This window comes from Streptomyces corchorusii, from assembly GCF_001514055.1.
GTDB lineage: Bacteria > Actinomycetota > Actinomycetes > Streptomycetales > Streptomycetaceae > Streptomyces > Streptomyces olivaceoviridis.
Genome location: NZ_KQ948358.1, coordinates 382,864 through 395,623, shown reverse-complemented (window position 1 = coordinate 395,623; position 12,760 = coordinate 382,864). Strand labels below are relative to the sequence as shown.

The 12,760-nt window shown below is 69.9% G+C and carries 10 protein-coding genes; 4 read left to right on the top strand and 6 right to left on the bottom strand.

Annotation, left to right across the window (positions count from 1 at the left end):
* Positions 1–581: 581 nt before the first annotated feature.
* The 3 genes from AQJ11_RS22805 to AQJ11_RS22795 all read left to right on the top strand — a co-directional run bounded on the left by AQJ11_RS22805 (position 582) and on the right by AQJ11_RS22795 (position 3,411).
* Positions 582–1,220: a DUF6230 family protein gene (locus tag AQJ11_RS22805; protein ID WP_015493344.1), complete on the top strand. Its 639-nt coding sequence runs from the start codon at positions 582–584 to the stop codon at positions 1,218–1,220.
* A 117-nt stretch (positions 1,221–1,337) separates the two neighbouring features.
* The gene (locus tag AQJ11_RS22800; protein WP_014675057.1) at positions 1,338–1,928 is read left to right on the top strand and encodes a DUF6114 domain-containing protein; all 591 of its coding nucleotides are present in this window, start codon (positions 1,338–1,340) and stop codon (positions 1,926–1,928) included.
* Entirely contained in the window at positions 1,918–3,411 is a 1,494-nt protein-coding gene (locus AQJ11_RS22795) for a hypothetical protein (RefSeq protein ID WP_208616588.1), read from the top strand. Before AQJ11_RS22800 ends, AQJ11_RS22795 begins: the two co-directional genes overlap by 11 nt.
* A gap of 97 nt (positions 3,412–3,508) precedes the next feature.
* Here the strand turns inward: AQJ11_RS22795 and pyk are convergent, their stop codons facing one another.
* From pyk to pta, 3 genes are all read right to left on the bottom strand, one after another.
* Positions 3,509–4,936: a pyruvate kinase gene (pyk, locus tag AQJ11_RS22790; protein WP_014675059.1), complete on the bottom strand. Its 1,428-nt coding sequence runs from the start codon at positions 4,934–4,936 to the stop codon at positions 3,509–3,511.
* Between the two features lie 84 nt (positions 4,937–5,020).
* The gene (locus tag AQJ11_RS22785; RefSeq protein ID WP_014675060.1) at positions 5,021–6,232 is read right to left on the bottom strand and encodes an acetate kinase; all 1,212 of its coding nucleotides are present in this window, start codon (positions 6,230–6,232) and stop codon (positions 5,021–5,023) included.
* Positions 6,229–8,331 (bottom strand): phosphate acetyltransferase, encoded by a 2,103-nt coding sequence (gene pta, locus AQJ11_RS22780; protein ID WP_059264189.1) that lies wholly within the window; start codon positions 8,329–8,331, stop codon positions 6,229–6,231. Before pta ends, AQJ11_RS22785 begins: the two co-directional genes overlap by 4 nt.
* Positions 8,332–8,524: 193 nt before the next feature.
* Between pta and AQJ11_RS22775 the strand changes: the two genes are divergently transcribed.
* A complete protein-coding gene (locus AQJ11_RS22775; RefSeq protein WP_014675062.1) occupies positions 8,525–9,550 on the top strand; it encodes an ATP-dependent 6-phosphofructokinase in 1,026 nt (341 codons plus the stop codon).
* Positions 9,551–9,660: 110 nt separating this feature from the next.
* Here AQJ11_RS22775 and AQJ11_RS22770 read toward each other — a convergent pair whose 3' ends face one another.
* From AQJ11_RS22770 to AQJ11_RS22760, 3 genes are read right to left on the bottom strand one after another with little or no spacing between them, the layout of a single operon-like run.
* Entirely contained in the window at positions 9,661–10,488 is an 828-nt protein-coding gene (locus AQJ11_RS22770) for a carbohydrate ABC transporter permease (RefSeq protein WP_059264188.1), read from the bottom strand.
* Positions 10,488–11,351: a carbohydrate ABC transporter permease gene (locus AQJ11_RS22765; RefSeq protein ID WP_059264187.1), complete on the bottom strand. Its 864-nt coding sequence runs from the start codon at positions 11,349–11,351 to the stop codon at positions 10,488–10,490. The genes AQJ11_RS22770 and AQJ11_RS22765 overlap by 1 nt, the downstream gene beginning before the upstream one ends.
* Positions 11,348–12,739 (bottom strand): extracellular solute-binding protein, encoded by a 1,392-nt coding sequence (locus AQJ11_RS22760; protein WP_175252273.1) that lies wholly within the window; start codon positions 12,737–12,739, stop codon positions 11,348–11,350. Before AQJ11_RS22760 ends, AQJ11_RS22765 begins: the two co-directional genes overlap by 4 nt.
* Positions 12,740–12,760 lie beyond the last annotated feature (21 nt).

Below are 12,760 nucleotides of genomic sequence, written 5' to 3'. Positions count from 1 at the left end.
TTCGCCGAGACGTGTCACGGCGGCCGCGCTTTACCAAATCTTGGTAATCGCGGCCGCTGTTACTCCGAGTAAATCGAGGCCGTTGGTCTGTCTGGATTCGTCCAGGGATCAACGGCTTTGCTCTGCCCTGCGGTGCCACCGAGCGTCGCAGTCCGAGACCGGTCGGTCGTTCTCCGGTTATCCCGCCGTTACTAGCCAGTAACGAACCCCCTTGTGTCCGGGCCGAGAATGCACCACGATCGGCGACGCTCGGTCCATTCCCGTACCCCGGCAGCCGGTCGGGTCACCGGGAGATTCTGGTTCCCCACCGAGCAGAGCCGGCGGCAGTGGCGCCGGGTCTAGGGCAGGGGGGTCTTCGCCGGCCGGCGAAGCCTGTCCAGCAGGGTTGTGCGTGATGCGTGTCAGGCGCGACCAGTGGTTGTCGCTCGGGGGTGATCGCCGGTGATTCGGGCGCTGTTCGCGCCGCCGAGCGCGGGCGCTCTCCTTCCCGAGGACGTAGCACTTCTCCCATCCCTGCCCGGCTGAGCCGCTGATACGGGGCGAGCCCGGGCCAGGAGATGTACGTCCGAGAAGGAGGAAATATGGAGTCCCAGGTGCGTGGCGGGACCAGATGGAAGCGGTTCGCTGTGGTCATGGTGCCCAGCGTGGCCGCCACGGCGTGTATAGGTGTCGCGCTCGCGCAGGGCGCTCTCGCCGCCTCGTTCAGCGTGTCCGGCCAGTCGTTCAAGGTGTCCGCCGACGAGCTCGTCGGCACCGGCTTCTCGCAGTACGGCGCCATCGACAGCGGCTACACGCTGGACGGCAAGAAGACGGCGCACCCGGTGGCCGTCTCGGCGTTCAAGCACGCCGAGATCACCAACCTGTGCCAGTCCGTGGTCACGCCCGACGTGCCGATCTTCGGCAACGTCAGCCTGATCCTGCGGGCCGGCGGCGCGGGCGCCGAAAAGGTGCAGGCCGACAACATCTACATCGACGTTGCCGACCTCAACGCCGACGCGACGTTCGAGAACATCGACATCGGTGTGGCCGCCAAGGACGCCTCCAAGGGTCCGGGCATGAAGGGCGGCGGCGAGCAGGCCAACCCGTACGGGTTCGCCCAGCAGGCCGACAAGGCCACGCTGGTCGGCGTGAAGCAGACGGCGTGGGCGACCACCGCCGGAACCTTCAAGCTCAGCGGCCTGAAGATGTCGCTGTCGACGGGTGCCAAGGAGTGCTACTAAGCACTCGCTGACGGGCGGGGGGGCCGGTGGCGCCCCCGCCCGTCCACACTCCGGCCGCGTCCTCACACGCGGCACACATCACCACCACAGCAACGCCGCACCAGGGAGCTGTTTTCCATGAGCGCCGAGACTCCTGCCGCCGCACCCGGCCAGTTCACCCGCCGGAGGCTGCAGTTCCGCGCCTGGCGGGGCACGCGGCCGTTCTGGGCCGGTCTGTTCGTCATGCTCGGCGGCTTTCCGATCATGTACTTCCCGTACGCCCACCTGCAGCTCGGACACCTGACGCTGGCCATGGCGACCACCGCGGGAGCCGGGTCCCTGATCATCGGTGTGCTGCTCATCGTCCTGGGATTCAGCCTCTGGTTCCAGAAGCACGTACGGACCTTCGCGGGCGTCGCCGCGATCCTGCTGGCGCTGGTGTCCATCCCCGTGTCCAACTTCGGCGGCTTCGTCATCGGCTTCCTGCTCGCCCTGGTCGGCGGGGCGCTGGCCGTGGCGTGGGCGCCGGGTACGCCTCCGCAGGAGCAGCCGCCGACCGAGGCCACCCCGGACGCGGGCGGTGCCCCGGGCACGGCTCCGCTGCCGCACCAGGGCACGACCCCGGCGGCCGACGCCGGCCCGGCCGGGCCGTACAAGGCGCCGTGGGAGAACGACCTGTCAGGAACGAGCCCGGCCAACGGGGCGAACGGGAGGCACAGTGCCGGCTGACGAGGTGACCCGCGGGACCGACGCGAACGGGTCCCGCGCGAGAACCGGGCCCCGCCACGCGGCCCCCAGAAAGCCGCTGTTCACCAGGTTCCACATGCCGGCCGGCAAGGCGATAGCCTCGGTGGCCATGCCCACGGCGGTCCTCATGGGCATGGGCTTCACCTCCACGCTCGCCCTCGCCGACAACAACGGCAGCCCGTCCCCGTCCCCGTCGACGTCGGCGAAGAGCCTGACGGCCGACGAGTACAAGGACTGCGTGAAGGCGCTGGACGACGGCTCCAAGGACCCCTCGGCCACACCGTCGCCGTCCGCGTCCCAGAGCACGCCGGCCGCACCGTCGCCGTCGCAGACCACCGGGAGCGGGAAGACGCAGGAGCCGGGCGGTACCTCTTCGTCGGATTCAGGTTCCGACGACAAGGACACGCCCGAGCCGACCGCGACCTCGGGGTCCTCCGACTCCGGGCCGGGCTCCGGCTCCTCGGGTTCCGGTTCCTCCGGCTCCGGGTCGGGCTCCGGTTCCTCGGATTCCGGCTCGTCGGGCTCCGGGTCGGGCTCGGACTCCGGTGCGGGCTCCGGCGGCGACACCACCACGCCGACGCAGTCGCAGCCCCACAGCGGCGGCGGGAACGTCCTCGACACCATCGGCGACACGCTCGGTGACCTCCTCACCGGCGGCGACAAGGACTCCGGTGCGCCGTCGCAGACGCCGGCCCCGACACCGTCCGCGTCCCAGTCGTCCGCCGCGGACACCACGGACACCACGGACACCTCGTCCACGGGCACTTCGTCCGGCGGTGGCAAGGATTCCGGCGGTGGCAAGGATTCCGGCGGCGGTGCCTCCGACACCGTCAAGGACACGGTGAAGAAGACCACGGACACGGTCGAGGACACCGTCGACGGCACCACCGGCACCGTCTCCAAGACGGCTGGGGACGCCACGGAGGCGGCCGGTGACGCGACCGGGCCGGCCACGCCGGACCCGTCCGCGAGCGCGTCCGCCTCCGCCGACGACTGCCCGGTGGCCACGGACGAGGAGGGCGGCGTCGACAACAAGGTGCCGGTGGCGGACGACCCCTGGTACCTGAACGCCAGCTCCCTGCTCCTCAAGGGCGCCGACTACCAGGGCATCGTCGAGGTGAAGACGGCGGGCGGCACCACCAAGAAGGTGCTGAAGTACGTCATCTCCGGCGGCACCGACATCGGTGACCTGCACCAGACCGTGAAGGACACGCAGGCGAACAGGACGTACCACGTCCAGGCGGCCAAGGGCTCGACGTCCACCATCACCGGCGGCGACACGGTGATGTACACCGAGAGCATCTCGGGCAACCTGTTCGGGCTGATCCCGGTGACCTTCAGCCCCGACAGCCCGCCCCCGCTGAACATCCCGCTGATCTACTTCACCAACGTCAAGGTGACCCAGGCGGCCCAGTTCGGCGGCAACCTGCACGTGCCCGGCATGCACGTGTACACGACCGACTGAGCGGTCGTACAAGCCAGTTCGGGAGCCGCACAACACCGAGGGCGCCCCCCGTCGCGGGGGGCGCCCTCGGTGCCGTGCAAGACCCTTGCCGGATCGGTCAGTTGCTCTGGGTGCCCAGGTGGTGGACGCGGAGCATGTTGGTGGTGCCGGGGACCCCGGGGGGCGAGCCGGCGGTGATGATGAGGGTGTCGCCCCGCTCGAAACGGCTGAGCCGGTCGACCTCCTGGTCCACCAGGTCGACCATCTCGTCGGTGGTGTTCACGAACGGCACGACGTGCGACTCCACGCCCCAGCTCAGGGTGAGCTGGTTGCGGGTGCCCTCGTCCGTGGTGAAGGCGATGATCGGCTGGATAGCGCGGTAGCGGGAGAGGCGGCGCGCGGTGTCACCGGACTGCGTGAAGGCGACCAGGCCCTTGGCGCCGAGGAAGTCGGCGATCTCGGCGGCGGCACGGGCCACCGAACCGCCCTGCGTACGTGGCTTCTTGCCGGGGACGAGGGGCTGGAGGCCCTTGGAGAGCAGCTCCTGCTCGGCCGCGGTGACGATCTTCGACATGGTCTTGACCGTCTCGACCGGGTACGCGCCCACGCTGGACTCGGCCGACAGCATGACCGCGTCGGTGCCGTCCAGGATCGCGTTGGCGACGTCGGAGGCCTCGGCGCGGGTCGGACGCGAGTTGGTGATCATCGACTCCATCATCTGGGTCGCGACGATCACCGGCTTGGCGTTGCGCCGGCACAGCTCGATCAGGCGCTTCTGCACCATGGGGACCTTTTCGAGCGGGTACTCGACGGCGAGGTCACCGCGGGCGACCATCACGCCGTCGAACGCCATCACGACGTCCTCCATGTTCTCCACCGCCTGCGGCTTCTCCACCTTGGCGATGACGGGGACGCGGCGGCCCTCCTCGTCCATGACGCGGTGGACGTCGTGGATGTCCTTGGCGTCCCGGACGAAGGACAGCGCGACCAGGTCGCAGCCCATGCGGAGGGCGAAGCGCAGGTCCTCGACGTCCTTCTCGCTCAGCGCGGGCACGTTGACGGCCGTGCCGGGCAGGTTGATGCCCTTGTGGTCGGAGACGACACCGCCCTCGATGACGATCGTCTTCACCCGCGGGCCCTCGACGTCCAGGACCTTCAGCTCGACGTTGCCGTCGTTGATCAGGACCTGGTCGCCGCGCGAGACGTCACCCGGCAGCCCCTTGTACGTCGTGCCGCAGATGTGCTTGTCACCCGGCACGTCCTCGGTCGTGATGACGAACTCGTCACCGCGCTCCAGCTCGACCGGACCCTCGGCGAAGGTCTCCAGGCGGATCTTCGGGCCCTGGAGGTCGGCGAGGACGCCGATGGGGCGGCCGGTCTCCTTGGAGGCGGCCCGGACGCGGTCGTACCGCGCCTGGTGCTCGGCGTGGGTGCCGTGGCTGAAGTTGAACCGGGCCACGTTCATGCCCGCCTCGATCATGGCGACGAGCATCTCGTGGGAGTCGACCGCGGGGCCGAGAGTACAGACGATTTTCGAACGGCGCATGGGGCGATCCTATCGGTTTGTTTCGCTACGGAATATTCCGTCTGGCGGAAGATACAAATGAGTGCCACACCGCTCAGGTGCTATTCAGTTGTTCTTTCCGACCAGTGCGTAGGTCTGCGTCGCGATCTCCAGTTCTTCATCCGTCGGCACCACCGCGACCGCCACCCGGGCGGACTCCGGCGAAATCAGCCGCGGTCCGCCGCCGCGTACGGCGTTCCGCTCCGGGTCGACCGCCAGGCCCAGGCCCGTCAGCCCCGCGATCGCCGCCTCCCGCACCGGTGCCGCGTTCTCGCCGACCCCGGCGGTGAAGGCCACCGCGTCCACCGTGCCGAGCACGGCGAAATAGGCGCCGATGTACTTCTTGATCCGGTGAATGTAAATGTCGAAGGCGAGCGCGGCCTCTTCGTCGCCCTCGTCGATCCGGCGGCGGATCTCCCGCATGTCGTTGTCCCCGCACAGACCGAACAGACCGCTCCTCTTGTTGAGAAGAGTGTCGATCTCGTCCATGGACATATCCCCAACCCGGGCCAAATGGAAGATGACGGCCGGATCCAGATCACCGGATCGCGTACCCATCACGAGCCCCTCCAAGGGGGTCAGTCCCATGGAGGTGTCCACGCAGCGGCCCTTCTGAACCGCGGAGGCGGAGGCGCCGTTGCCCAGGTGCAGCACGATCACGTTGACCTCGGACGGGTCCTTGCCCAGCAGCCGCGCGGTCTGCCGCGAGACGTACGCGTGCGAGGTGCCGTGGAAGCCGTAGCGGCGGATGCGGTGGCGGTCGGCGATCTTCGGGTCGATCGCGTAGCGCGCCGCCCGCTCCGGCATCGTCGTGTGGAACGCGGTGTCGAAGACGGCGACCTGGGGCAGGTCCGGGCGGAGTGCCCGCGCGGTGCGGATGCCGGTGAGATTGGCCGGGTTGTGCAGCGGGGCGACCGGGATCAGCCGCTCGATCTCGGTGAGCACCGCGTCGTCGATGACGGTGGGCTCGGTGAAGAACATCCCGCCGTGCACCACCCGGTGGCCGATCGCGGCCAGCTCGGGGGAGTCCAGGCCCAGGCCGTCCCGGGTCAGCTCCTCGGCGACCGCCTTGAGGGCGGCGTCGTGGTCGGCGATCGGCCCTGTCTGCTCACGGGTGTCGCCGCTGGTGAGGCAGGTGTGCTCGATCCGGGAGGTCTGCTCGCCGATCCGCTCGACCAGGCCCACCGCGAGGCGGCTGCTGTCCCGCATGTCCAGCAGCTGGTACTTCAGGGACGAGGAGCCGGAGTTGAGGACGAGGACACGGGTGGGGGAGGTCACTGCTGGGACGCCTTCTCGCTGGGGTTCCGGGCGGGGCCCTGGGCCTGGATCGCCGTGATGGCGACGGTGTTGACGATGTCCTGGACGAGCGCGCCCCGGGACAGGTCGTTGACCGGCTTGCGCAGACCCTGGAGCACCGGGCCGACGGCGATCGCGCCGGCCGAGCGCTGCACGGCCTTGTAGGTGTTGTTGCCGGTGTTGAGGTCGGGGAAGATCAGCACGCTGGCCTGCCCGGCGACCTCGGAGCCGGGCAGCTTGGTCGCGGCGACGGACGGCTCGACGGCCGCGTCGTACTGGATGGGGCCCTCGATCTTCAGCTCGGGCCGGCGCGAGCGGGTCAGCTCGGTGGCCTCGCGCACCTTGTCGACGTCGGCGCCCGATCCGGACGTGCCCGTGGAGTACGACAGCATCGCGATCCGCGGCTCCACGCCGAACCGCGCGGCCGTCGTCGCCGACTGGATGGCGATGTCCGCGAGCTGCTCGGCGTCGGGGTCCGGGTTGACCGCGCAGTCACCGTAGACCAGCACCTTGTCGGCCAGGCACATGAAGAACACGGACGAGACGATCGACGCCTCCGGCTTGGTCTTGATGATCTCGAAGGCGGGCCGGATGGTGGCCGCCGTGGAGTGCACCGAGCCCGACACCATGCCGTCGGCCAGGCCCTCCTCGACCATCAGGGTGCCGAAGTAGTTCACGTCCGACACGACGTCGTAGGCCAGCTCCACCGTGACGCCCTTGTGGGCGCGCAGGGCCGCGTACTTCTCGGCGAAGGAGTCGCGCAGCTCGGAGGTGGCCGGGTCGATCAGCTGGGTGTCGCCGAGGTCGATTCCCAGGTCGGCGGCCTTCTTGCGGATCTGGTCGACCGGGCCGAGCAGGGTCAGGTCGCACACGTCCCGGCGCAGCAGCACCTCGGCCGCGTGCAGCACCCGCTCCTCGGTGCCCTCCGGCAGCACGACCCGCCGCTTGTCGGAGCGGGCCTGCTCCAGCAGCTTGTGCTCGAACATCATCGGGGTGACCCGGTCGCTGCTCGGCGCCGAGACCCGGCGGGCCAGGTCGGCGGTGTCGGCGTACCGCTCGAACAGGCCGAGCGCGGTCTCCGCCTTGCGCGGGGTGGCCGCGTTCAGCTTGCCCTCCAGGGAGAAGAGCCGCTCGGCGGTGGGGAAGCTGTTGCCGGACACCGAGAGCACCGGGGTGCCGGGGGCGAGGCGCGCGGCGAGGGTGAGGATCTCGTCGCTCGGCACCTCGTTCAGGGTCAGCAGCACACCGGCTATCGGCGGGGTGCCGGCGCTGTGCGCGGCGAGCGAGCCGACGACCAGGTCGGCGCGGTCGCCGGGGGTGATGACCAGGCAGCCCGGGGTCAGGGCGCCGAGGAGGTTCGGCAGCATGGCGCCGCCGAAGACGAAGCCCAGCGCGTCCCGGGCGAGCCCGGAGTCGTCGCCGAGCAGCACCTTGGCGCCGAGGGCCTGGGCGATCTGGGAGACCGTCGGGGCGGACAGGGCGGGCTCGTCGGGGACCACGTACGCCGGCACCGGCAGCCGGTCGGCGAGCCGCTCGGCGATCTCGTCGCGGTCCTCGCGGGCCACCCGGTTGGCGACCATGGCGAGCACGTCGCAGCCGAGGCCGTCATAGGCGCGGTAGGCGTTGCGGGTCTCGGCCAGCACGGACTCGGCGGACTGCCCGCGGCCCCCGACCACCGGGATGACCGAGGCGCCGAACTCGTTGGCGAGCCGGGCGTTCAGCGACAGCTCGTCCGGCAGCTGGGTGTCGGCGAAGTCGGTGCCGAGGACGAGGACCACGTCGTAGTCCCGGGCCACGAGGTGGAAGCGGTCGACCAGGGCGGAGACCAGCTCGTCGGTGCCCTGCTCGGCCTGGAGCGCGGACGCCTGGTGGTAGTCCATGCCGTAGACGGTCGCCGGGTCCTGCGCGAGGCGGTACCGGGCCCGCAGTAGCTCGAACAGGCGATCCGGGCCGTCGTGGACGAGCGGACGGAACACGCCCACCCGGTCGACCTGCCGGGTCAGCAGTTCCATGACCCCCAGCTCCACGACCTGGCGTCCGTCACCGCGGTCGATCCCGGTCACGTACACGCTGCGCGTCACGTGTCCACTCCGTTCCTCATGTCGCCTTCGTCGCCACTTCGGCATAAAAATCGCTCACCGAGGTGAGCAGAACCCTCTTGACAATACCCCTGTCGACGGATAAGGCGCCCGTCAGGATCTCATTGGCGCGATGGACGTGAAACAATCGACACCGGCTCACCGGCACACGACAGCGAGCAGGAGACACAGCACGATGCGCATCGGAGTTCTCACCGCAGGCGGCGACTGCCCCGGCCTGAACGCCGTGATCCGGTCGGTCGTGCACCGGGCGGTGGCGCAGTACGGCGACGAGGTCATCGGCTTCGAGGACGGCTACCGGGGTCTCCTCGACCGCCACTACCGCACCCTCGACCTGGACGCGGTCAGCGGCATCCTGGCCCGCGGCGGCACCATCCTCGGCTCCTCCCGGCTGGAGCGCGACCGGCTGCGCGAGGCCTGCGAGCGGGCCACCGACATGGTCGAGGAGTTCGGCATCGACGCGCTGATCCCGATCGGCGGCGAGGGCACCCTGACCGCGGCCCGGATGCTCTCCGACGCCGGCCTCCCGGTCGTCGGCGTGCCCAAGACCATCGACAACGACATCTCCTCCACCGACCGCACCTTCGGCTTCGACACGGCCGTCGGCGTGGCGACGGAGGCCATGGACCGCCTGAAGACCACGGCCGAGTCCCACCAGCGGGTGATGGTCGTGGAGGTCATGGGCCGGCACGCCGGCTGGATCGCCCTGGAGTCCGGCATGGCCGCCGGCGCCCACGGCATCTGCCTGCCCGAGCGCCCCTTCGACCCCGCCGACCTGGTCAAAATGGTCGAGGAGCGGTTCGCCCGCGGCAAGAAGTTCGCCGTCATCTGCGTCGCCGAGGGCGCCCACCCCATGGACGGCACCATGGACTACGGCAAGGGCGACATCGACCAGTACGGCCACGAGCGCTTCCAGGGCATCGGCACCGCGCTGGCGTACGAGCTGGAGCGGCGCCTGGGCAAGGAGGCCAAGCCGGTCATCCTCGGTCACGTCCAGCGCGGCGGCGTCCCCACCGCCTACGACCGCGTCCTCGCCACCCGCTTCGGCTGGCACGCCGTCGAGGCCGCCCACCGCGGCGATTTCGGCAGGATGACCGCGCTGCGCGGCACCGACATCGTGATGGTGCCGCTCGCGGAGGCCGTCACCGAGCTGAAGACGGTGCCCAAGGACCGGATGGACGAGGCGGAGTCGGTCTTCTAGGCGGTCCGCTCCTTCAGGTCACCGCGCTGTGCGGCGGGCCGGCGAGTCCGGCGTGCGCGGACACGAGCGGTGCGCCCGTGCCGGCGGCACGGGCGCACCGCCCTTCCGGTTCACCCCTTGACCGCGCCGCCGAGCGCGAAGCCGCCGCCCAGCCGCCGTGCCACCAGGACGTACAGCAGGACCACCGGCGTCGAGTAGACCACCGAGAACGCGGCGAGCTGGCCGTACGCCACCATGCCCCGGTTGCCGAAGAAGTCGTTGATGCTCACCGAGGCCGGCATCTGCTCCGGGGTGAGCAGCAGCATGAACGGGACGAAGAAGTTCCCCCACATCATCACGAACGAGAACACGGTCACCACGGCGAGCCCCGGCCCCATCAGCGGCAGCACGATCCGGACGAGGGACTGCGCCGCCGAGGCCCCGTCCGTCCAGGCCGCCTCCTCCAGTTCCGTCGGCACGCCGTCCATGAAGTTCTTCATCAGCCAGATGGCGAACGGCAGTTGGGAGGCGGCGAAGAAGAGGATCGTGCCCTGGAGGGTGTCGATGAGGTTCACCCGGACGAACAGGGCGTACACCGGCACCATGATCGCCGTGATGGGCAGGCTCGTCGCGAACAGGATCGTCAGCAGGAACGGCCGGTTCAGCCGGGACCGGAACCGGGACAGCGGATACGCGGCGAGGGCGGCGCAGCCTACGGTCAGCGCCGTGGCGCCCCCGCACAGGACGAGGCTGTTCAGCAGCGGGGTGTAGGTGATGTCGGGGGTCAGGATCGCGTGGAAGTTGGCCAGGGTGAGGCCGCCCGGGACCTTCACCCGCAGGCCCGCGTGCGGGTCCACGGCGGACAGCAGCACCCAGGCGAGGGGCAGCGCGAAGGCGGCGGCCACCGCCAGCAGCGAGACATCGGCGACGAGCCGCCGGGAGGCACGGTCGCGGGCCATCAGACCTCCGTCCGCAGCAGCCGCAGATAGACGACGGAGAACAGGGAGCCGACGACCAGCAGGAGCAGGGCGACCGCGGTGCCGTACCCGATCATGCTGTTCTGGAAGGCCTGTTCGTACATGAACAGCGGCAGCGTCTGGCTCCGGTCGCCCGGACCGCCCCGGGTCATCACCCAGATCAGCCCGAACACGGAGAGCGTCTGGAGGGTGTTGAGCATGAGGTTGGTGCCGATGGAGCGCCGGATCATCGGCAGCGTGATGTGCCACAGCCGCCGCCAGCCGCCGGCCCCGTCCACCTCGGCGGCCTCCGTGATCTCGGCGGGGATCTCGTCCAGCGCGGCGGAGTACACCAGCATCGAGAACGCCGTCCCGCGCCAGACGTTGGCGAAGGACACCGCGAGGACGGGCAGCGTGAACAGCCAGTTCTGCCGGGGCAGGTGCAGCCAGTCCAGGATCGCGTTCAGGGTGCCCTCGCGCCGGAAGAACGCGTAGAGCAGGAACCCGGCGACGACCTCCGGCAGCACCCAGGCGGTGACGACGACCGCGCCGGTGAGGGTGCGGACGGGCTTCGACGCACGCTTCATCAGCGCGGCGAGGGCCAGCCCCAGGGTGTTCTGCCCGACGAGCGAGGACAGCACCGTGAACACCAGGGTCAGCCGGACGGCGTTCAGGAACGCGTCGTCCCGGAACGCCCGGCGGAAGTTGGCGAGGCCCACGAAGGAGGAGTGCGCCTGGCCGGTGAGCTGGAGGTCGGTGAAGGCGATCCAGACGCAGTAGGCGATCGGCCCGGCGAGGAACAGCAGCAGCAGGACCAGGGCGGGGGCGACCGGGAGGACCCGGACGGCCGGGTTCCGGCGCCTCACCCGCGGACCACTTGGCCGCCGGTGACGTCCTCGACGGTGGCGTCGTACTCGCCCGCCGCCTTCGCCACGGACAGGTCACCGGTCGTGACCGCCTCCATGGCCTCCTGCACGGCGGTCGACACCTTCGGGTACGCCGGGTACGCGGGCCGGTAGTGGGTGCTCGCCACCAGGTCGGTGAAGAACTTGATGCCGGGCTGGGCGCCGACGTACTTCGGATCGGCGGCGACGTCCTCGCGGACGGCGATCCCGGAGTTGGCGATGTACCACTTCCGGGCGTTGTCCTTCGTCTGCATCGTCCGGACGAAGTCGAAGGCGAGGTCGGGATTGGCCGCCTTGGCCGGGATGGACCAGGTCCAACCGCCGGACATGCTCACCTTGCCGGGCGCCTGCCCGTGTTGCGTCGGCATGGCCGCGAGCCCCAGCCGCCGGGACCAGTCCGGCCACTCGTGTCCGCTGCCCGGCAGCCAGGCGTACGGCAGCCAGGAGCCGTCGAGGGCGATACCGAGCTTGCCCTGGGGGAGCAGTTCGCCGTTGACGGTGGTGTTGAAGTTCGGGTCGAGGGCGTCGGAGACGTCCGGGCCGAGTTTTTCCTTGTAGACCGTCTCCACGAAGCCGAGGGAATCCTTGAAGGCTTGCGATCCCGTGATCCACTTCTTGCTGCCGCTGTCGTACAAGGGGTCCCGCGTACCGTCGCCCGTGCCGTACAGCAGCATCTCGAAGCCCTGCATGGTGGCCCGCTCACCGGCCGGCTTGCCGGTGTAGACGTTGAGCGGGATGACGCCGGGCACCTTCCGCTTGATGGTGCGGGCGGCGGCGAGGACGTCGTCCCAGGTCCTCGGCTGCCAGTCCGTCGGCAGCCCGGCCTTGCCGAACACCCGCTTGTCGAACCAGAGCCCGCGGGTGTCGGTCCCGTCCGGGACGCCGTACGTCTTCCCGTCCTGCCCCTTGGCCGCCGCCTTCGCGGTGTCGATGAACTGTCCCCAGTCCGGCCACTTGGCGAGGTAGGGGTCGAGCGGCTTCAGATACCCGCTGGTGATGTCGGAGTTGATGAGGAAGGTGTCCTCGTAGACCAGGTCCGGGGCGGTGCGCGGCGAGCGCAGCATCTGCTGGAGCTTGGTGTAGTACTCCGAGTCCGGGGCCTTGATCGGCACGAACTCGACCTTCTTGCCGGGGTACTTGTGCTCGAACTGCTTCTTGATGCCGGCGAGGTAGGTGTCCATCACCTTGACGGAGTTGTCGGTGGACTGCTTGTACGACACCTTGATCGTGTCCGGACTGCTGCCGGAACCGCCGCCGCAGGCGGTGAGGGCGGTGGCGGCGAGAGCGGCGGTGAGGAGGAGGGAGAGGGGGAGGCGGTGGGAGTGGGCGGCGGTGAGGCGCACGGGCATGACCTCCTGAGCACACGTGGG

Excerpts from the sequence above, each read along its gene's own strand:
- AQJ11_RS22805 (WP_015493344.1), top strand. The coding sequence starts at position 582 with ATGGAGTCCCAGGTGCGTGGCGGGACCAGATGGAAGCGGTTCGCTGTG.
- AQJ11_RS22800 (WP_014675057.1), top strand. The coding sequence starts at position 1,338 with ATGAGCGCCGAGACTCCTGCCGCCGCACCCGGCCAGTTCACCCGCCGG.
- pyk (WP_014675059.1), bottom strand. The coding sequence starts at position 4,936 with ATGCGCCGTTCGAAAATCGTCTGTACTCTCGGCCCCGCGGTCGACTCC.
- AQJ11_RS22775 (WP_014675062.1), top strand. The coding sequence starts at position 8,525 with ATGCGCATCGGAGTTCTCACCGCAGGCGGCGACTGCCCCGGCCTGAAC.
- AQJ11_RS22770 (WP_059264188.1), bottom strand. The coding sequence starts at position 10,488 with ATGGCCCGCGACCGTGCCTCCCGGCGGCTCGTCGCCGATGTCTCGCTG.
- AQJ11_RS22760 (WP_175252273.1), bottom strand. The coding sequence starts at position 12,739 with ATGCCCGTGCGCCTCACCGCCGCCCACTCCCACCGCCTCCCCCTCTCC.